This window comes from Aquimarina sp. AU474 (assembly GCF_900312815.1).
In the GTDB taxonomy this organism is placed as follows: Bacteria; Bacteroidota; Bacteroidia; order Flavobacteriales; family Flavobacteriaceae; genus Aquimarina.
In genome coordinates this window covers 115,066-137,237 of sequence record NZ_OMPE01000008.1, presented here as the reverse complement: position 1 = coordinate 137,237, position 22,172 = coordinate 115,066, and the positions used below count along the sequence as shown (strand labels likewise).

17 protein-coding genes are annotated in these 22,172 nt (G+C 32.7%); 12 read left to right on the top strand and 5 right to left on the bottom strand.

The features are described 5' to 3' along the window. Window positions 1-100 precede the first annotated feature (100 nt). From DK508_RS10420 to DK508_RS10410, 4 genes are all read left to right on the top strand, one after another. Window positions 101-751, top strand: a complete 651-nt coding sequence (locus DK508_RS10420; protein ID WP_109300705.1) for a hypothetical protein — start codon at window positions 101-103, stop codon at window positions 749-751. Window positions 752-1,012: 261 nt separating this feature from the next. Then, the gene (locus tag DK508_RS21100) at window positions 1,013-1,186 is read left to right on the top strand and encodes a hypothetical protein (protein ID WP_160114649.1); all 174 of its coding nucleotides are present in this window, start codon (window positions 1,013-1,015) and stop codon (window positions 1,184-1,186) included. Between the two features lie 70 nt (window positions 1,187-1,256). Further along, entirely contained in the window at window positions 1,257-2,267 is a 1,011-nt protein-coding gene (locus tag DK508_RS10415) for an NAD(P)-dependent alcohol dehydrogenase (RefSeq protein WP_109300704.1), read from the top strand. Between the two features lie 67 nt (window positions 2,268-2,334). Further along, window positions 2,335-2,742, top strand: a complete 408-nt coding sequence (locus tag DK508_RS10410; protein WP_109300703.1) for a Dabb family protein — start codon at window positions 2,335-2,337, stop codon at window positions 2,740-2,742. Between the two features lie 74 nt (window positions 2,743-2,816). On the opposite strand, the gene DK508_RS10405 is transcribed toward DK508_RS10410, so the two are convergent. After that, entirely contained in the window at window positions 2,817-4,697 is a 1,881-nt protein-coding gene (locus DK508_RS10405) for a peptidase M61 (protein ID WP_109300702.1), read from the bottom strand. A gap of 132 nt (window positions 4,698-4,829) precedes the next feature. Between DK508_RS10405 and DK508_RS10400 the strand changes: the two genes are divergently transcribed. Together DK508_RS10400 and DK508_RS10395 are read left to right on the top strand one after the other, a co-directional pair. Then, window positions 4,830-5,597: an alpha/beta fold hydrolase gene (locus DK508_RS10400; protein ID WP_235016367.1), complete on the top strand. Its 768-nt coding sequence runs from the start codon at window positions 4,830-4,832 to the stop codon at window positions 5,595-5,597. A gap of 113 nt (window positions 5,598-5,710) precedes the next feature. Next, window positions 5,711-8,152: a S9 family peptidase gene (locus DK508_RS10395; protein WP_109300701.1), complete on the top strand. Its 2,442-nt coding sequence runs from the start codon at window positions 5,711-5,713 to the stop codon at window positions 8,150-8,152. A 35-nt stretch (window positions 8,153-8,187) separates the two neighbouring features. On the opposite strand, the gene DK508_RS10390 is transcribed toward DK508_RS10395, so the two are convergent. Next, complete coding sequence (locus DK508_RS10390; protein ID WP_109300700.1) at window positions 8,188-10,374, bottom strand: response regulator; 2,187 nt, start codon at window positions 10,372-10,374, stop codon at window positions 8,188-8,190. A 296-nt stretch (window positions 10,375-10,670) separates the two neighbouring features. Next, entirely contained in the window at window positions 10,671-11,765 is a 1,095-nt protein-coding gene (ychF, locus tag DK508_RS10385; RefSeq protein ID WP_109300699.1) for a redox-regulated ATPase YchF, read from the bottom strand. 211 nt (window positions 11,766-11,976) lie between these two features. On the opposite strand from ychF, the gene DK508_RS10380 reads away from it, so the two are divergent. From DK508_RS10380 to DK508_RS10365, 4 genes are all read left to right on the top strand, one after another. Then, window positions 11,977-12,495 (top strand): hypothetical protein, encoded by a 519-nt coding sequence (locus DK508_RS10380; protein ID WP_109300698.1) that lies wholly within the window; start codon window positions 11,977-11,979, stop codon window positions 12,493-12,495. Between the two features lie 505 nt (window positions 12,496-13,000). Continuing rightward, window positions 13,001-15,622: a TonB-dependent receptor gene (locus tag DK508_RS10375; RefSeq protein ID WP_109300697.1), complete on the top strand. Its 2,622-nt coding sequence runs from the start codon at window positions 13,001-13,003 to the stop codon at window positions 15,620-15,622. Window positions 15,623-15,775: 153 nt separating this feature from the next. Next, window positions 15,776-17,014, top strand: a complete 1,239-nt coding sequence (locus DK508_RS10370; protein ID WP_109300696.1) for a mechanosensitive ion channel family protein — start codon at window positions 15,776-15,778, stop codon at window positions 17,012-17,014. 8 nt (window positions 17,015-17,022) lie between these two features. Further along, window positions 17,023-17,295 (top strand): DUF3817 domain-containing protein, encoded by a 273-nt coding sequence (locus DK508_RS10365; RefSeq protein ID WP_109300695.1) that lies wholly within the window; start codon window positions 17,023-17,025, stop codon window positions 17,293-17,295. Here the strand turns inward: DK508_RS10365 and DK508_RS10360 are convergent. Beyond that, window positions 17,292-17,879 carry a hypothetical protein gene (locus tag DK508_RS10360; RefSeq protein ID WP_160114648.1) on the bottom strand — a complete coding sequence of 196 codons (588 nt, stop codon included), beginning with the start codon at window positions 17,877-17,879 and terminating at the stop codon, window positions 17,292-17,294. The genes DK508_RS10365 and DK508_RS10360 overlap by 4 nt on opposite strands. Window positions 17,880-17,969: 90 nt before the next feature. Beyond that, complete coding sequence (locus DK508_RS10355) at window positions 17,970-20,021, bottom strand: HD family phosphohydrolase (protein ID WP_109300693.1); 2,052 nt, start codon at window positions 20,019-20,021, stop codon at window positions 17,970-17,972. 179 nt (window positions 20,022-20,200) lie between these two features. On the opposite strand from DK508_RS10355, the gene DK508_RS10350 reads away from it, so the two are divergent. Then, complete coding sequence (locus DK508_RS10350) at window positions 20,201-21,379, top strand: acetyl-CoA C-acyltransferase (protein ID WP_109300692.1); 1,179 nt, start codon at window positions 20,201-20,203, stop codon at window positions 21,377-21,379. 34 nt (window positions 21,380-21,413) lie between these two features. Beyond that, window positions 21,414-22,163 carry a C40 family peptidase gene (locus DK508_RS10345; RefSeq protein WP_109300691.1) on the top strand — a complete coding sequence of 250 codons (750 nt, stop codon included), beginning with the start codon at window positions 21,414-21,416 and terminating at the stop codon, window positions 22,161-22,163. The last annotated feature ends 9 nt before the right edge of the window (window positions 22,164-22,172 follow it).

Genomic DNA, 22,172 nt, shown 5'->3' with positions numbered 1-22,172 from the left:
TTTTATTTAAAAAACTAAAATACAACAAGTTACAGACTTAAAACATTCTAGACGAAATTAGGATCATATTAATAAGCAACGAATAACTTTTCACTCAATCATGAAAAATAAACTCAAAATAAAGGTTGAAGATCTCACATTTGATCAAAAGGTTGAATTTCAGAAATTAAAAAACGACAGATTTAAATCAATTGTCGAAATCATAAAGTGGGGGTTGATTTCTATAGGGGCAATCGTTTCTTTTTTAATTATTGATATAGGAAACTTAAATATTGAAAAATTTAGAGCCGACTCTAGTCATGAAGAAAGCCTCCTAAATTCGTACTTAGAATCTACCAAAACCGCTAATCCAGATTTATGGAGAAGAAAACTAAGATTTATCAGTAAATTCTCTTCTGATACTATCATTACCGACTGGGCCATAAAAGAAGAAGGATACGTAAAAAATAAAGCCGGTCTTTTAGCTCTCTATAAAGAAACTGTAGGTATATGTTCTATTGTAGCGAATAGAAGCTTATACGGGACCGAAGAATGGAAAAAAGCTTCTAAACGATACTATCAATTATATTGGGCAGAGTTACCTTTCTATGGCGAAACACAACCAGTAATCGAGGCTATGATAAATTTTAAATCGCATCTTGAACAGATTACCAATACTACGGAAGTAGAGAAATGGCAAAAAATGGACTTGGCTCTAATAAAACTTTCTGATATTTTGAAAAAAGAATCCAAAATCCTTGAAGAGAATTAAACACTTTATAACAAACAACACCCCTCCTTACTGTAACAACCTAAGCATTAGGAGCAGATGTTGTTATTGATTATACCAAAAAGATGTTACCAAAAAATAAAATACGACCTCATCTTGGACGTTGTGGCCCATCGCTCTATATTTGATTATAAACGCATCCTTAACCCTAAGGGTATCTATAGTATGATAGGTGATCATACAAGTCTTATTTTTTAATCTTTGTTTTTAGGCCCTTTACTTTCAATAATTGAAAACAAAAAAATGAGAATCCTTGCACATCAACCAAATAAAGGGTTGGTTTTTTTGTTGTCACTAACAGACAAAGGAAACGTAGCTCCAACAGTAAAAATATGTTACAAATCAAGTAAACTTACTGGGGCTCTTAAACATATTAGAAATAGACAGATAAAAGGGAAAATTATTATTACTGTTTAAAGTATTTACATATACATTTTTTGTAATTTCATGGCTCCTTTACATATGATTTATAACTCACTTGTATCACATGAAAACTGTACACACATATGCGGCAAAAGAAGCCGGTGCTGCCTTAGAACCATATCAATATGAATTACCTGATATTCGTGATGAACAAGTAGATATAAAAGTTCATTATTGTGGAATTTGTCATTCTGATCTAAGTATGATCAACAACGAATGGGGAAATGCTCAATTTCCTTTAGTTCCTGGTCATGAAGTTGTTGGAGAAATAATCGCTACAGGGTCAAACGTGAAAAATATAAAAAAAGGGGATTATGTTGGGTTAGGTTGGTTTTCTGAATCTTGTATGCACTGTGACCAATGTATGAATGGTAGTCATAATCTTTGCGCCACAAAAGAAGAGGTGATTGTGGGTCGTCATGGTGGGTTTGCTGATTATGTACGCTGCCACTGGTCCTGGGCTATTCCTTTACCCAAAGAAATAGATATGAGTAAAGCTGGACCCCTATTTTGTGGAGGAATTACTGTTTTTAATCCAATTATGAGTACTAACGTCAAACCTACAAATAAAGTAGGTGTGATTGGCATAGGAGGTCTTGGGCATATGGCCGTTCAATTTTTAAATAAATGGGGATGCGAGGTAATAGCCTTTAGTTCTAATCCCAATAAAAAGGATGAAATATTAAAAATGGGAGCCCACAAAGTGGTCAATTCAAGAGATAGTTCTGAAATGGGAAAAATCAACGGTACATTAGATTTTATTCTTAATACCACAAATGTTACCCTTGATTGGCCTGGGTATTTAAGAGTATTAGCTCCAAAAGGAAAATTACATAATGTAGGAGCTGTTTTAGAACCTATGGGCATTCCAGCTTTTAGTTTAATTGGAGGTGATAAATCTGTTTCTGGAAGTCCTTTGGGTAGCCCCGCTTTAACTCGTAAAATGCTTGAGTTTTGTGTACGACACAACATATATCCTATTACAGAAGAATTCTCGTTAGACAACGTAAATGAAGCTTTAAATCACCTGAAAGAAGGTAAAGCACGATATCGTGTGGTACTAAAAGTAATTTAAAAAAATAGTTTTTTTATGAATAAACTATTTGCCATACAATTCTTAAAATCATCAAAATAAAATACATATGAAATTTTCAATAGTTACGTTATTATTCTTTATTACTTTTTCATCAATAGCGCAAACTCATCCCGCTAAGGACAAAAATTCTAAAAAAATTGAAGGCCCTTTGGTACACACCGTACTCTTCTGGTTACAAAATCCCGACAATGAAAAAGAAAGAAAAGCCTTTGAAAATGGAGTAAATGATTTACTCGACAATTGTAAATCTATTACCTCAAGTCATTTTGGTATTCCTGCGAACACAGAAAAGAGGCCTGTTATTGACACCTCATACACTTATTGTATTGTCGTAACGTTTGAGTCTATAGATGCACATGATAAGTATCAAGTTGATCCTATTCATAAAAAATTCATCAAAGAGAACCAACACCTGTGGAGTAAAGTATTGATATACGATTCTTCTCGTTTATAAATCACATTTAGAATATAAACCAATAAAGGCTACCACTTGGTAGCCTTTATTGGTTTATATATATCATAATTTAGCTATCCTTTTATCCAAGCCTCTCGTAAAGCCAATTGAGCTTTTGTAGCGTTTTCAGAAAGCCCTAATTTTTCTCCATGGGTATATGATTTAGCTACCTTTGTTTTTATTAGAACTTCTTCACCTGCTCTATCAAGTTTTACTTCTAAATCATCTCCTTCTTGCCATTGAAAAGTTGCACCAAGAACATTGTTTGCATTTTGAATAGTCAATTTCGTTCCGTTAACCTCTACAATATCATCATTTGGCTTAACTCCATTTTCTGCCCAAAAACTATTGTCGGATACCAAATCCGTAAAGAATATAGTTCCTTTTTCCTGATTTCCGGCAATAATTAAAGCTCCAGAATTTTGGATATAATTTGTAACTACTTTTTCTTTTTTTACAGTAAGCCCTACTTTTTCAAAAAACTTACTATAATCAATAGGTGTATTTCCCTCGACATGTGTTTTTAAGAATTCTCCTATCGAAGGATATGTCATATTTATTATTTCTTCTATAATTTTATCATCCTCAAAAGGTTTGTTTTTACCATATTTTAAAGACAATTCTTTCATTAAGGATAAGATTCCTCGATTTCCATTACTTTCTTCACGCATTAGTATATCAATACACATACCAATCAAAGCACCTTTTTCATATACATTTACATAATTTGATGCGTATGGTTGATCTAAAATATTCTCACTCATTTTAGTAAAGCTCATAGCGTCATCAAATCCTTTAGAGCTCTGAATTTTCCCCATTATTTTATCATAAAACTCTCCTTCTTCTACTATATCTTGATTTACCTGAAACAAGGTTGCAAAATATTCTGTTACTCCTTCATACATCCATAAATGCTTAGAAAAAGTAGGGTCATTATAATCAAAATAATGTACATCTTCAGAATGTACACTAAGTGGAGTTACTATATGAAAAAACTCATGAGATACTACATCTATCATTGCAGATGCTAGAGCCTCATCGGCCATTTGTTCAGGCAAAACAACAACTGTAGACGTATGGTGTTCTAAAGCACCAAACCCCGTTGGAGATTCTTCTTTTCCCTCTGCCAGGTATAAATATATATCATACCTTGGTGTACTATTAATATCTCCCAAATATGCTTTTTGTCCTTTCATCATTTTAAAGACAGTCTCTTTAATTTTTGCCGCTGTATGCACATTATTAGGAGAATATACACTCAGCACTATTTTAATATCACCTACCAAAAACTCTTCAACATCAAGATTACCATACATCATAGGGTTATCAGTAATTTCAAAATATCTAGATGCAAAATACTTATCTGTAACAATAGATCCATCTTCATTCTCATCCGTTCCTACTTTTTGCAAAGCAGAAGTCCTTTTCATATCCTTTGGCGCTTTCACATCCAAAGCATATTGATTATTTTTCAACACATCAAAATACCCAATAAAACCATGTAAATTCAATACATAGTTCTCTGTTTCAATATTAGTTCCTGAAGGAGAAAAAGGAGTTCCTTCTCCACCATTTTCAATATCATATGTATCGTTTACCATATACGAAATCTTATCGAGCTGTTTCGCATTTGGAATTAACCATGTATTTGTATCTAATTTTTCAGATTTCATTTCATTTCCTTCGTAATCAAAAACTTTGAAATCATCTACGAATTTTCCAAAATCACTAACTGCATATGTTCCTTGCACTACTTTTGGCAAATAGTACTTAACAGAATCTTGAATAAAACGACCAGGATTAATTACAACCGGAACTTTATCATCTTTTGTTTGAGTAAGATCTATAGCAGTAACAATAGGCTGACTAGTGGCAACATTATTAACAGGGTTCTGCGTTCCACATCCTACAACAATAAAAGAACCCACAAAGATTTTGGCAAAAACATTTTTCATTTTAACAATTTAATATATTTACTATAGCTAGACGGCAAAAACTATAAGGCGTTACAGTTTTACTGCCGCAAAATATACAATTTGTATAGACTTTAGCTTATTTTTAGCACTTTTTATAACAAATACAACGCTTTGGATTTAATTATTAACAGCCATAGATTACGATTTTCTACAAACCCAAAAGAACTATCAATTCACAAGCCGACTATTGTTTTTTTACATGATTCTTTGGGTTGTATTGAACTATGGAGAGATTTCCCTAAAAAGATTGAAATTGCTACTGGCTGTAATGTTATTTCTTATGATCGCCAGGGATACGGAAAATCCTCTGAGTTTAGCATTCAAAAGCGAGATAATGATTATTTAAAAGATGAAGCAAAAATTTTAGGCAATATCATTGATACACTAGCATTAAAACAAATAATTCTATTTGGGCATAGTGATGGTGGTAGTATTGCTTTATTGGCAGCCGCATTATTTCCCAGCAAAATACTCGGTGTTATTACCGAAGGTGCCCATGTATTTGTAGAAAAAGAAACGTTATTTGGTATTAAAGAAGCTGTTATTTCTTATCAGGATACAAACTTGAAAGAAAAATTATCAAAATATCATGGAGATAAAACAGATAGCGTTTTTAAAATGTGGACAGAAACATGGCTTTCTAAAGATTACCTATCCTGGAACATAGAGCAATACCTATACAAAATACAATGTCCTTCTCTAATTATCCAAGGAGCAAACGATGAATATGGTACCTTTGATCAGGTTCATTCAATCGTTAATAACACATCTGGAACATCTGAGGCTTTAATCATTCCTGACATCGGGCATACGCCACACAAAGAAAACGCAGAAATAGTAATAGCCAATGTGACTCAATTTATCGATGATCTTGCATAAAATGTTAAAAAAATAATAAAACCCTCCACCTTAACGTATTAATTTAAAACCTTGTAGAATTATTATTCCCTAAACATCAAATCATCTAAATAAAATTCTAAAATATTTACATAATGAAATTCATCAAATCATACTTTTTTCTATTTGTATCCTTTACAATATGTAATGCACAAGAAAAATTAGAATACCAAAAACCTTCAAAAGAAATACTTGACTTAGTAGACGTTTCATTAGCACCGAGTGTTAATGTTGATGCTAATGGTGAAAATCTTATTTTCCTTTACAGGGAAAGTTTTAAAACTATTTCAGAACTATCCGAACAAGAAATGCGATTGGCAGGATTACGCATAAATCCAGCAACGAATATTTCGAGTAGGGCAAATTATTTTAATAATATCCAAATAAAAAAGCCTAATGATAAAGAAGCTATTCAAGTCAATGGTTTAAGTGCGAATATGCGGATAACCAATTTAAAATGGTCACCTGATCAGAATATGGTAGCGTTTACAAATACCACGACAAAAGGAGTTGAACTTTGGATTCTTAATATTGCCAAGAAATCTGCTAAGAAAGTAACAGATGCAAATTTGAATGCGAACTTAGGTAGTCCTTTTATATGGTTTAGAGACAATTCTGGTCTATTGACAAAATTTATTCCTCAAAACAAAAAATCGTTAATCAATACCTCGAAAGCTGTACCCAAAGGTCCAACAATTACAATAAGTGAAGGAACAAAAGCGCAAAATAGAACCTATCAAGATTTATTAAAAAACACGAATGATGAATTTAATTTTGAGCAATTAGCCCTTTCAGAAATCAAGAAAGTAAATTTAGACGGCAGTATCAAAAATTGGGCTTCGTCTGCCATGTATAGTAGTATTTCCTTTTCTCCAGATGGAAAATATACAATGGTGAGTCAAATCCAAAAACCTTTTTCCTATATAGTACCATATAGACGTTTCCCGCAAGAGACAACATTACATAAGAGTTCAGGAGAAATTATAAAATCTATTAATAAAGTGCCACTTACCGAGGTTCTTCCAAAGGGGTTTATGTCGATTAGAACGGGTAAAAGATCAATGTCATGGAGGTCAGATAAACCCGCAACCTTAGTTTGGGCTGAAGCGTTGGACAAGGGTGATCCCAAAGTAGAAGTTGCATATCGCGATGAAGTTTTTCAGCTAGAAGCTCCTTTTACAAGTACACCAATATCAATCCTAAAAACTATTGGCAGATATTGGAGAATAGAATGGACTAATAGCGATTATGCAATAGCATATGATTACTGGTGGAATACGCGAAATACTAAAACGTATGTATTTAACCCATCTAAGCCAGGTGTAAAATCAACTATACTTAATGACAGAAATTACCAAGATCGATATAATGATCCTGGGAATCCCGTAACTATAAAAAATGAATATGGATATTCGGTTATTGACCTTGAGAATGATACTATGCACTTAATAGGTGATGGTTATAGTAAAGAAGGACAGTTTCCGTTTATTGATAAACTTAATATAAAATCACGTGAAACAACACGAATATATCAATCCAAATACACTAATAAAATCGAAACCATTAATTCGGCAATTGATTTAAAAAAAGGAACTTTTTTAGTTAGAATAGAATCGCCCAGTGAATATCCCAATTACTATATTAGAAATATTAACAAAAAAGAAGGTTTAAAGGAAATTACTTCATTTAAAAATCCTTTCGCAAGCATACAGAACGTTCATAAAGAAGTTATAAAGTATAAAAGAGATGATGGTTTAGAGCTTTCAGGTACATTATATCTTCCAATAAATTACGATAAAGAAAAAAAAGAGAAAATGCCAATGATTTTATGGGCATATCCAGTGGAGTTTAAGGATAAGAGTAGTGCTTCACAATCAACATCGAATCCTAACGAATTTATTTACCCTTTTTGGGGATCTATGTTATATTGGGTAACTAAAGGTTATGTTGTATTAGATGATGCTTCTTTTCCTATTGTTGGTGAGGGGGATAAGGAACCAAATGATTCTTTTAGAAAACAATTAGTCGCTAATGGTAAAGCCGCTATAGATGCTGTTGATGCGATGGGATATATTGATCGAGATCGCGTGGCTGTTGGTGGTCACTCTTATGGAGCATTTATGACTGCCAACCTACTTTCACATTCAAATTTATTTGCTGCCGGGATTGCTAGAAGTGGAGCTTACAACAGAACTTTAACCCCATTTGGTTTTCAAAGTGAAGAAAGAAGTTATTGGGAAGCACCAGAAATATATTATACAATGTCTCCATTCATGCATGCAGATAAAATGAAAACACCATTATTATTGATTCATGGAGAAGCTGATAATAATTCAGGAACGTATCCTTTACAAAGTGAGCGCTACTTTAATGCTTTAAAAGGGCTAGGAGCTATTACAAGATTAGTAATGCTACCTAAAGAAAGTCATGGTTATCGTGCTAAAGAATCGATTTTACACTTATTATGGGAACAAGATCAATGGCTGGATAAATATGTGAAGAACAAAAAGATAAAAGAACCGGAAGGAACTAATTAATCATAAAAAACGGCCTCTTTTTAAGAGGCCGTTTTTTATGGTGTTAAATTCTTTAATATAATATTCCTAAGGTCATTTTTATTCAAAGGTTTATTAATAATATCGTTCATCCCTATAGATAAACATTCTTCTTGAACCTCGCTCAATTCTGCTGCAGTAAGTGCTATTATCGGGGTTTCTTTATCAAATTCTCTAATTCGTTTTGTTGCCTCCATCCCATTAAGGTAAGGCATGTTAAGATCCATTAAAATAAGATCGAAATCTTCTTTCTGAACCATTTGCAAAGCGTTAAAACCATTTTCTACTACAGTGCAACTATACCCAATAATATCTAGAAGATTCTTGGTTACAATTTGGTTTATTTTATTGTCTTCTGCAACCAATATTTTCTTAAAAGCTTGAGGCAAACCATTACTTACAGGCTGCAACTCTTCATCTTCTTTTTCATCTATTATTTCTAAATCAAGATCAAAATAAAACTTAGTACCTCTACCCTCTTTACTATCCAGATGAATTTCACTATCCATCATTTCTAATAAGTTTTTTACAATCGATAATCCTAAACCTGTTCCTTCTGATTTATTAAATTCTCTTCCCAATTGTGAAAACTTCTCAAATACAAACTCTTTTTTATCTTCAGGGATACCCAATCCATTATCTTCGATTTCGTATCTTATTTTCACTACATCCTTATCGATAGATATAATCTTGATTCTTAACCAAATTTTTCCGTTTTCAGTAAATTTTGTTGAATTACCAATTAGGTTTATTAGAACTTCAGAAAGTTTTAACGAATCAACATTCAACACAGTAGGCAATTCTTTTGGTATATCTAAAATCAATTCATTATTCTTATTTTTAGATTGATACTCAAAAGAGTACAGTAAATTTTGAGAAAGCTGTAAAAGATCAGTAGGTGTTTTTGTCAACTTCTCAGTATTCGATTCTATCTTACTTATTTTTAAAACCTTATTTATTAAATCGAGTAAGTAATCCCCAGAAAACTTTAATGAGTTTAATAATTTTTTATGTTTAGCAGCAATATCTTTTTCTTCCAACAATAACGTAGTTATACCCACCACACCATATAAAGGAGTTCTTAGTTCATGACTAACCGTAGAAATAAATTGAGACTTTACATTTGTGAGATTTTCAGCCTCAGTTTTTGCTTGGATTAGTTCAATATTCTTTTCCCGCAATACGCTGTTTAGCTTTTTCTTAGATCTATACCCCGAATAGAAGAAAAACACAGCTCCCAACATAAATAATAAACCAATACCCGAAATAATAAGTATGATTTTGTTATTTTTTGCCATACCAGCTTGGTGATCCTTCTCTTTATGCGCAATTTCTAATTCTCTTTTATATTCATCTACATTAAAACTTACTCTTGCAACTTCTATTTGTTTTAGTTTCTCTTTATCATATAACTTATCCTTATATTCTTGATATTTCTTAATATCCATATAAGCACCTGTTATATCACCTTTTTTTTCTGATAATTCGGCCTTTGCCTTAAATAGATAAGAAAGTTCGAGAATCATATCATGACTCTCGGCTATATCAATAGCTTCTAGAAAGTGCTCTTCGGCTTCTTTCAACTTGCCCTTATTTAAAGCATATCTCCCTTTAAGATAAAAAACTTCGCAATATCCTTCTATGTTTCTATGATCAACAACTAATTTTCGAGCTTCTTCAATATGCGGAAGTGCTTTATCAAAATCTTCTATGTCTACATATGTTCTAGCCAAATTAATTACTGGAGACATATATTCTAAGGAGTTATTTAAAAGTTTTCCTAATTCTTTGGCTTTATTATAATACTCAAGAGATGTACTTAAATTCTTATACCCTTCGTAATACACATTACCCAAACCATTATAACTCCATAATAAAAGTATAGAATCATTCGAAACTTCTGCATATTTCAAAGATTTCTTGTAATACTGCTCTGCATTCTCATAATCAACCAAAGTTTGATAATTATTACCCATACTATAATAAGCACGACCCTTGTAATAATTATTATCCAACTTATGAGCATAATTAGCTGCTTTTATTGCATACGTAATGGACTCCTTTATTTTATAATCGTATGTAAATTTATTCGATTTGTCAATCAAAGATTGTAGGCTGTCATTAAAATTTGGATGTATTTCTTCCTGTCCATAAGAAAACCACCCTATGGATACAACAAAAAATATGGACATAACTATCCTCATGCACTTCTAATAATTAATTATAAGAGCCTGCCTCTCAATAAAAATTTTGTTTTTAAAAAAATTCCCTTTGTAAGCATCAACTTACTTTTTCCGTATGTTAATTTAATGAAAAAACATTAGAAAACGTTAAAATTGTAAAAATGATATCATCCATAACATCATTTAAAGTACTCAATCGAACAATGAAAACCCCTCATAATATATCATTATATATAAAGCTGAAACAAAGTTTTAGTCACTAAAAAAACCTTTCTAAAACATATAGAAAGGTTTAATAAAGAATTTAAATTTTGCTTTTATACGTTAAACAGAAAATGCATCACATCCCCGTCATTTACAACATATGTTTTACCTTCTACTCCTAATTTTCCTGCTTCTTTTACTTTAGCTTCGCTTCCAAATTTCACAAAATCATCGTACTTAATTACCTCAGCACGTATAAAACCTTTTTCAAAATCGGTATGAATAACACCTGCCGCTTGAGGAGCCGTAGCACCAACATTAACTGTCCAGGCTCTTACTTCTTTTACTCCAGCTGTAAAATAGGTTTGTTGATTTAATAATTTGTATGCCGCTCTAATCAATACTGAAGCTCCTGGCTCTTCTAACCCCATATCCTGTAAAAACATTTGTCGCTCTTCATAATCTTCTAATTCGGTAATATCAGCTTCTGTACCTACAGCCAATACTATTACTTCAGCATTTTCTGCTGCAACAGTTTCTTTTACTTTAGTAACATAGTCATTACCATTAACTGCCGATCCTTCATCTACATTACAAACATACAATACCGGTTTATCTGTAATAAATTGTAGCGGTTTTACATATGTATCATGATCATCTTCAGAGATGTCTATAGCTCTAATAGATACTCCAGATTCAAGTCCTTCTTTAAGTTTCAATAAAATTGATTCTTCTTTTTGCGCTTCCTTATTTCCGGTTTTAGCAGCACGCTTTACCTTATCAAGTTTCTTTTCAACACTGTCAAGATCATTTAATTGTAATTCGATATCGATAGTTTCTTTATCCCTAATTGGGTCTACAGATCCATCTACATGAACAATATTGTCATTATCAAAACAGCGCAATACATGTATTATAGCATCAGTCTCTCTAATATTTCCTAAAAACTGATTCCCTAGTCCTTCTCCTTTACTAGCTCCTTTAACCAAACCAGCAATATCTACAATCTCTACAGTTGCAGGAATTACTTTTTCTGGCACCACCAATTCTTCTAACTTTTCTAGCCTTGGATCTGGTACATTAACCACTCCTATATTAGGCTCAATAGTACAAAATGGAAAATTAGCACTTTGTGCTTTAGCGTTTGACAAACAATTAAATAAAGTTGATTTTCCAACATTTGGCAATCCTACTATTCCTGCTTTCATGATAATTACATTATAATATTTTGAGTTATATTTTTATAATCAAACTCAATTTTAAGAGTGCAAAGATAATGCTATTCATTGTTAGTACGCAAGTACAGCCAAATAAGATTATATAATCTTACTTTTATAAACTACTATCTAAAGTAACTAATAGTTGTTTTTAACAGTTTTTATCATTTTTTTGTAATTTTAAACCCCAATAACCAAACAAATGAAAACTTTAAAAATTTTATTTATTATTGTAGTACTAGGAAACACTACTAGTATGTTTGCTCAATCAGAAGTAAGCAAATCAAAAGAAAACTCTTCAAAAGAAACAGTAACCAAAATTATACGAATAAAAGGCCCTAATGGCGAAGAAAAAGTAATTAAAAAACAAGAGGTCATTACTAAAAAAAGTGAAATAAAACTTAATCCAGGAGATGAAGATAAGACAAATCAATCTGCTTCATATACCGACCAGGAGGTACAGGTTCAAAAATCTCAATCTTCATCTGATACGGATAGATACTCCAAAATTTCTGATGGCAAAGGTTATGTAATGACTTTTTTTAAAAAATCTGGAAATAAAACATCTAAGGTAAGGTCTTTAAACAATGGGTTTTATATTGTTAATTTTGGAGGTAACAATAATTCTATCGGTCATTTTGATACTGATAAAAACTTTATTGTCGAATCCTATGATTCGAATTCGGATCAAGTGATCACTACTATTTATAGAGCTAATTAAATGTACCTGAGTAAGTATTTGGCTTAATAAAATTTATAATAACTTTACCTTAGTCACCTATTATTATTTATCTTAAAGAGGTACCTTAGGTTTTAATCTTTTAAAACCTAATATTATGTTATCATGTATTTTAAAATTAAACGGAGTTGAAAAATTAAGTAGAAACCAACAACAAACTATTAAAGGTCGTGGTTTTTTTATTTTTGACGAAGAAACTTGTCTACGCTGTAATGGTGAATGGGATGTTTTCTTATGCGCACTACCTATGAATTCACCTTGTCTATAGGTGATACACATTTCGAATTAAACATTACAAAGGAGCCTTTTCTAAAGCGCTCCTTTTTTTATTCGAAACTTTACTACATCCAGCTTGAGCGGACGCTATTCCAAGAATATCAAAGCAATAGGTTTTTACAACTATTAAAAAACTAAGTCAAATACGACATTTAATAATTAAGTTTTAAATATCTTTAACATTACAATCATCTTAAATAAACAATAATACATGAAAAAATTCACTCTTATTTTGTTCGGCTTATTCACATGTCTGAGTTTTAGTCAACAAATCGTTACAGGAACAATCACCGATTCTTCGGGTTCACCTCTTCCTTTTGTTAATATTCTCGAAAAAGGCTCTTCTAAAGGGACAACCACGGACGAGGTGGGAAAATACACTATTGCTGTAGATTCTGGAGCAATACTTGTATTTAGCTTCGTAGGTTTTGAAACTCAAGAAATCGAAGTAGGAACTCGTGAAAAAATTGACGTCGTTCTTCTCGAAGGAGAAGCATTAAGTACTATTATAGTAGTTGGATCAAGAAGTCCCAAAAGGACTGCTACAGATACGCCTGTGGCTATTGATATCATCGACATGCAAGATGTCATTACTAAAAGTGGTAAAATCGAAATTAATGAACTCTTACAGTATACCGCACCTTCATTTAATGCAAACAAACAATCTGGATCAGATGGTGCAGATCATATAGACCCGGCAACCTTACGTGGTCTTGGGCCAGATCAAACTTTGGTATTAATAAATGGTAAAAGAAGGCATTCTTCTTCTTTAATTAACATTTTTGGTACTAGAGGTCGAGGAAACTCCGGAACAGATCTAAATGCAATTCCAGCATCTTCTATCAAAAGAATAGAAGTTTTAAGAGATGGAGCAGCTGCACAATATGGTTCTGATGCTATCGCAGGAGTTATTAATATTGTATTAAAAGATAATATCAATAAAATATCCGGAAGTGTCAGTTATGGTGCTTACAACACTAATGCAAAGGGTGATTTTCCGGCAGGAACACCTAACACTGATGGAAATAGATTAGATACCGACAATGATGGTAACCGTATTGCTGATGATAAAAGTTTCGATGGGGGATCTGTAAAAGTTACCGCTAATTATGGTGTTGGTATAGGCGATGGTGGATATGCAAATTTTACTACAGAATATGTGAGTAAAAACAAAACGCTACGTCCTGGTTTTGATTTTAGAAGAGGTTTTGGAGAAGCGGCTATTGATGGATTTAATTTCTTTGCCAATGCAGCAATACCATTATCCAAGAAAACCGAATTATACGCATTTGGAGGAAGAAATTATCGTGACACAGATGCTTTTGCCTTTACCCGTAATGGCGGAGAACGAGTAGTAACTTCAATATTCCCTAATGGATTCACTCCAAGAATTACATCTAACATCATAGATAATTCGGTGTCTGCAGGAATACGCACAGAAACAGATAGCGGTTGGAAAATTGACATTAATAACACCTGGGGTAAAAATAACTTTCATTACTTTATTCTTGGTACATTAAATGCCTCTCTTCAAGAATCATCTCCTACAGATTTTGATGCGGGAGGGCATAGCCTAAGTCAAAATACAACCAGTTTAGATTTCTCAAAGTATTATCCTAATACTTTAAAAGGATTGAATATTGCTTTTGGTTCAGAATATAGAACAGAAAACTTCATTATTTTTGCTGGTGAAGAAGGATCATATGCCACTTATGATATTAACGGGTTACCAATTACCGACCCTGCCAATCAAACACAACCTGTAGATCCTGATTCTGGAGAATTACGCCCTGGTGGATCCCAAGGGTTTCCTGGGTATAGTCCAGCCAACGAAGTAGATCGCTCAAGATCGAATCTATCTCTTTACGCAGATGCAGAACTTGATATTACCGATAACTTTTTATTAGGAGGTGCCGCTAGATTTGAAAATTATAGTGATTTCGGGAGTACAATTAATGGAAAACTCGCCTTTAGATTAAAAGCTACAGAAGACATAAATATTCGTGGATCGGTAAGTACAGGTTTTCGTGCTCCTTCATTAGCACAAATCTATTATAATCTTAGGTTTACAGATTTTCAAGGCGGTGTAGCCACAGAGACATTATTATCTCCTAACAATAGTCCTGTAACAGCCTCTTTTGGTATTGATGACCTCGAAGAAGAAACTGCTGTAAATGGTGCTTTAGGAGTTACAGCCAATTTTGGAGGCTTTACAGTTACCGTAGATGGATATTACATCAGCGTTAAAGATAGAATTGTACTAACGGGTACATTTGCGGCTCCGCAAATACCAAATGTAAACGAAGCTCAGTTTTTTGCTAATGGAGTAGATACAGAAACTACTGGTTTGGATATCATTCTTTCTTGGAAAGGAAACTATGACTTTGGTAATCTTTCGGCTACTCTAGCGGGTAACATAAACAACATGACTATCGAAGAAGTAAAGAATGGAAATCTTGATGAAGCCACTTTCTTTGGAGAAAGGGAAAAATCATTTTTGTTAGCTTCTGCTCCTGATAGTAAATTTGCTTTTAATGTAAACTACAGTAAAGAGAAATTTAATGCTGGGATAGGACTAACTCATTTTAGTGAAATTGTATTGATTGATTTTGTTGATACTGAAGATGTATATGGTGCTAAAATTACAGCAGATCTAAACCTTGGTTATAAGCTAACAGATGATCTTAAATTCACTATCGGAGGAAACAACATTTTTAATGAATACCCCGATCAGCAAAATGATGGAGAAACTGAAGCAGGAGGATACTGGGATGCCGTACAAATGGGCTTTGGTGGAGCGTATTACTACGGAAGATTAGATTTTAATTTCTAAAAGTATATTTTAATATGCAAAAACGCTTTATTCGATTGGGTAAAGCGTTTTTTTATATATCAAATTTGAAATTTTATAAAAATCATAACTATAATTTTTTATTAAATCCCTTAGAGAGTTTAATTTTGCATCAAATTTTAGCATCCACCCTTTATGAATGATTTAACTCGATATTTTTATAACCTTTTTGTTTCTAAGGGACTTTCAGAAAATACAGCAGAATATTTAAACGTAATCATTGGAGTCTGTATTCTATTCATTACTTTATTTATTATTGATCTTATTATTGGAAAAGTATTCATGTCTATTTTTAAAGGATATGCCACAAAATCAAAAAATGTCTTTGACGATTATTTGGTTAAAAATAAAACTTTTGATTACCTGGCGCATATCGTACCGTTGTCACTAACTATATGGATAGTACCAAAGCTTTTTATTGCATTTCCTACTACCGAAAAATATCTTGAAATCCTGTTCGATATCATGATTATTGTATTGACCATTTGGATATTAAGAAGCCTATTTAGAACATTAAGAGATTTTTTAAAATCTTTAGAGTCTTTTAAGGATAAACCTATTGATAGTTATGTTCAGGTATTTATGATATTCGTATGGTTTATCGGTGCTATTTTAATCTTTTCGTCTATAACAGGTAAATCGATCTGGACATTTTTAACAGCTCTTGGGGCTATGTCTGCAGTAATACTTCTAATTTTTAAAGATACTATTCTTGGATTTGTAGCTAGTATACAAGTAGCCGTTAATGATACGGTAAGAATTGGAGATTGGATTACAATGGAAAAATATGGTGCAGATGGAGACGTGGTTGAGATTAACTTATCCTCGGTAAAAGTTCAAAATTTTGATAAAACCATCACCACTATCCCTACCTACTATCTTACATCCGAGTCGTTTCGAAATTGGAGAGGTATGATGGATTCTGGCGGAAGAAGAATTAAAAGATCTTTACTTATTAAAACCTCGAGTATTTCATTTCTATCCCCTGAAGACATCTCAAGGTTAGAAAAAATAGAATTAATTAAAGAATATTTAAAAACATCACAATCAAAAATTGATACATACAATCAAAAGCAAAGCATAGATAAAAGTATTCCTGTTAATGGGAGAAATCTTTCTAACATGGGGGTGTTTAGAAATTATGTAGAATCTTATCTAGAAAACCACCCTTATATCAATCAAGAAATGACCATAATGAGCAGGCAATTAGCTCCAACTGCACAGGGCACGCCTTTAGAGATTTATGCTTTTAGTAATGATAAGGTTTGGAAAAATTATGAAAAAATTATGGCCGATATTTTTGACCATTTACTATCTACAATTCCTTATTTTAATCTTGAAGTTTTTGAATTAAATTATACTAGCGAAAAATAACAAAATATATGATCACAAGTTTTAGATTTATTAGCTATCTCGAGGGTATCTCTTATCTTCTTATATTATTTGTAACTATGCCATTAAAGTATATGTTCGAATCCCCAGAACCTAATAAAATTATTGGTATGGCTCATGGTGTATTATTTTTATTATATATCGTTTTTGCCATTGTGGTAAAGACTGAGAAACAATGGAATACTAAAACACTTGCTATAGTATTACTATGTTCTATTATACCCTTTGGGACGTTTTGGATGGATAAAAAATACTTGCGTTAAAAATTTATTGATCCATTAAAATTTCCTTCATACACACTATGAATATTGATTACGTTTCGAAATTGCCCGTTACCCAACGGTTGCAATGATAAACTACCGTTACGCAATGGTAATTCTTCATTATTTAAAAGTACTAAAAGTATTGAGTTACTATCTTGGCAATTTTGACAACTAGGGTCGTAATATTGATAATTATAATCACTAGGGTTTAGAGTAGAAATAATAATCTCAAGGATTTCACCAGTATCCAAATGATAAACTACTTTTTCTTCACCATTATCTATCGGTAATAAAGAAGCTTCGGTTACTTTATAAATATATCGTCCGTTTGGTCCATTTTGGTGATTTATAGTTCCTAGACTATCAAAACACGAATGATCACAGGTATGAATAACAGCTTGCCTACATCTTACACGTGGTCCTGGTCTTGGAGTTTCTGATCTTTCCGCAACAATAACAATATCAGGAATTGGTAAATCTATACTTACTCCTATAGATACTCCACCTCCTATCCGAATTTGAGAATACATCGAATTTGTAATTATCATGACTATAATAGCCAAAAGAAACTGCTTATTTTTCATAATGATTTTGGTTTCGTTCTTGCAAATAACTCTGCATCAAACAACATGCCGTAATTAGAACCAAAATCTAATACATTACATCTATAGCGCTTACTCTGGATATTCTATACGTAGGTGATATATATTTGTAAGCTTGCGCTTAAATACTTTTTTAATTTGTTGAATTTCTTTAAAAGTAATATTCGAATTCAAAAACTGATCATTTTCCATTTGATTATTCACTATTTTTTCTACAAATGAATCGATCAAACTACTCGTAGGGTTTTTTAAACTTTTTGAAGCCGCTTCTACACTATCACTCATCATCAAAATAGCAGTTTCTTTAGAAAACGGCATGGGACCAGGGTATTGAAAATCTTCAATATTTACATTTTCATTATTTTCTTTTTCTTTAGTATAAAAATAATATACAGTACTTGTACCATGATGGGTTCTTATAAAATCTATAACCCTATCCGGTAATTTGTTTTTCTTAGCTATTTCTACGCCTCTTATAACATGATTAATGATAATTTTCGCACTCTCTTTAGGCGATAACACATCATGAGGATTTCCGGAAGCCGATTGGTTTTCTGTAAAATAAGTAGGGTTGATCATTTTTCCAATATCATGGTAAAGAGCACCTACCCTAACGAGCATACCATTAGCTCCAATCTCATTCGCAGCTGCTTCTGCTATATTGGCCACATTAAGTGAATGATGAAAAGTTCCTGGGGCTTTATTAGACAATTCTTTTAATAATACCGAATTGGTATCACTAAGTTCTAATAATGACACATCTGATATCAACCCAAAAAGCTTTTCATAGGCATATATCAAAGGATGTACAATCAAAGTAGCAAATCCACTGATTACGAATAACACTACTGTCGTCCAATCTATATTACTTATACTACCCTCATGTATAATATGAAATGCAATATAGGCAATGATATAAATCACTGTAATTTGCCCTACTGAAATGAATAAATTAGCTCTTTTAAATGACTCAGAAATAGTAAGTATAGTAACTATTCCTGCAATAATTTGTAAAAACGTATATTCATAACTATTAGGAACTACAAAACCTAATATCAATACTGTTACTACATGAGTAAACAAACCTAATCTCGAGTCGAAAAATGCTTTTAATACTAAGGGAAGAATACACAAAGGCACCACATAAATATAACTAGAGCGATATTTAACCACCAAAGTGGTAATCAAAACCATAAACAATATATTGAAAAATATAAAGGTTACCTGAGTATTACTTTCATATATATCTTTTCTGTATTTTCTAATAAAGAGCAACAGCATCATTAGAGCAAGCGAAACTAAAAGACAATACCCCAATACAATCCAATAAAAGTTTTTATCACTCCAAACTTGTGATTCATATTCTGCTTTTAAAGAATTTAATATTTGTAATTCATCACCTTCTACTACTTCTCCTTTAGCAATTATTCTACTTCCTCGAGATACTCCTCCTCTCGTCGTTAGTACTTTGGCAAGTTCTGCTTGTAGTGTACTTTCGGTTAAATTTTCATTCAACTCAACATTGGGTTTTATTAAATCGTAGAACAAAGCGACAAAATCGCTTTTGGATGGAGCATATTCACTTTTATCAATTCTTGTATTGATAAGATTAGTTAGCTGGTTTGAAGTCAAAATCTGGCCGTATGTAATAGCCTCTGCTTCATTCCCTTTATTCAAAAATATCTGCCTTTTACTATCGTAAGAGTACGTTTCCTGTAAAACACCGTATCGATAAATATCATTTAATAATATCCTCCCAAAAAGCTTTGCCTGTTCCCGATCTCGAGAACGTGCTTGATTAAATTCTTTTAAATAATTAGCAAATGCGGTATCATAAGATTCTTTTGCAGTAGTAGAAATTACAGTATCATATTGAAAATACGGAATGATATTATCTGTAATTCTATTTTTCTCGGTTTCTATTTCTTCTTCTGTTTTTGCTATTGCAAAATCAAAAGGAGCATATAAATTTTCGTATTGCCAGGGTTTTCCTTTGGTGAATTCGTATTTAAATATCCCCCCTTTCGGAAATAGATACACGATAAGTGCAGTGGTACAAATAAAAAGAAAGATCTTATAAAAAGAGGATTGTCTTTTGTATAATTTATTTAAAAATCGTTTCACAAGTTATGCGCTATTAGTTCTTCAAAAATAGTAAATCAAAGTTAGATGCACGAAGTAAGCATCTATATTTAAGAATTATAAACTCATTACTTATAACTCTTAACTCTTTACTTCTTTTTTATCCTTTAAAAATCCTTAAATTCGCACCAAACAATACACACAATTTAAATTTCATATAAATGAGTAAAGAAGTAGTAATTGTATCTGCAGCCAGAACACCTATAGGAAGCTTTATGGGAAGTTTATCAACGGTTCCTGCAACACAACTTGGTGCGACAGCTATAAAAGGTGCATTAGATCAAATAAACCTAGACCCTTCTCTAGTACAAGAAGTATTTATGGGTAATGTAGTTCAAGCAGGAAATGGTCAAGCTCCAGCAAGACAGGCCGCATTGGCTGCCGGAATTAGCGACACAGTACCTTGTACTACAGTAAACAAAGTATGTGCCAGTGGTATGAAAGCTGTTATGCATGCTGCTCAAGCAATTGCCTTAGGAGATGCCGATATTATTGTGGCGGGTGGTATGGAGAACATGAGTCTGATTCCTCATTATGTTCGATTAAGAGCAGGTCATAAATTTGGGCCGCAAACTTTCGAAGATGGTATGCAGCGTGATGGTTTAGTAGATGTTTACGATGGTAATGCTATGGGAGTTTGTGCAGATTTATGTGCAACCGAGCATGAATTTAGTAGAGAAGATCAAGATGCCTTTGCTATACAATCTTATGAAAGATCTGCAAAAGCATGGGCAGATGGCAAGTTTAATAATGAAGTTGTTCCTGTTGCTGTTCCTCAACGTCGAGGAGAGCCTGTTATGGTTAGTGAAGATGAAGAGTTCAAGAACGTAAAGATGGAGAAAATTCCTGCGTTGCGTCCTGCATTTAGTAAAGATGGTACTGTAACAGCTGCAAATGCCTCTACAATCAATGATGGTGCTGGTGCTGTTGTTGTAATGAGCGCGGATAAAGCTGCTGAATTGGGGTTAACTCCTCTTGTGAAAATCAAAAGTTATGCAGATGCCGCTCAAGAACCAAAATGGTTTACTACTGCTCCTGCAAAAGCACTTCCGAAAGCTATTGAAAAAGCCGGAATTGCTCTTAATGATGTTGACTTTTTTGAATTTAACGAAGCTTTTTCTGTAGTAGGATTGGCCAACATGAAAATTCTTGGATTAAACGATACTAATACCAATGTAAATGGTGGTGCTGTGTCTTTAGGACATCCACTAGGATGTTCTGGTGTTCGAATTATAATCACACTTATTAATGTACTAGAACAAAATAATGCCAAAATTGGTGCTGCAGCTATTTGTAATGGTGGTGGTGGTGCATCAGCAATGGTTATTGAGCGTGTGTAATTATTTAATTAAGAATTTTTAATCAAACTTTTACATGCAATACGGTATTTGCAATCTAAGTATTGTTCCTTTACGTTTTGAACCCAAAGATCCTAGTGAAATGGTTTCTCAAGTGCTATACGGAGAACATTTCAAGGTGTTGGAAAAAAGAAAAAAATGGAGTAAAATTCGCTTGGCTTTTGATAAATACGAAGGCTGGATCGATAATAAACAATATATAGAAATTACCGAAGAAGAATATCAAAATTTTGACCAGCAAGAATCTAGCTTAGCTGGTGATTTGATAGAATATATAAGTTGTGAACAAAACCAGTTAATGGCCATACCTTTAGGCTCATCATTGGGTGCTCTTGATTTTTTCAAACATCAATTTGAAGGCAATAGAATAACCAAAAAACAATCTAAAGAAAGTATTATCGAAACTGCTTTTATGTTTCTTAATGCTCCATATTTATGGGGAGGAAAAACAAGTTTTGGTATAGATTGTAGTGGTTTCACTCAAATGGTATACAAGTTAACTGGGTATACCTTGTTAAGAGATGCATCGCAACAAGCAACTCAAGGAGAAGCGTTGAGCTTTATTGAGGAAAGTGAACCTGGTGATCTTGCCTTCTTTGACAATGAAGAAGGTGCAATCATACATGTAGGTATCATGATGAAAGATAACTATATTATCCACGCGCATGGTAAAGTGCGTGTGGATCGTATAGATCACACTGGGATTTATAATACCGAAAAACGTACTCATACACATAATTTACGAGTGATAAAACGTATTATCTAATACCATTTA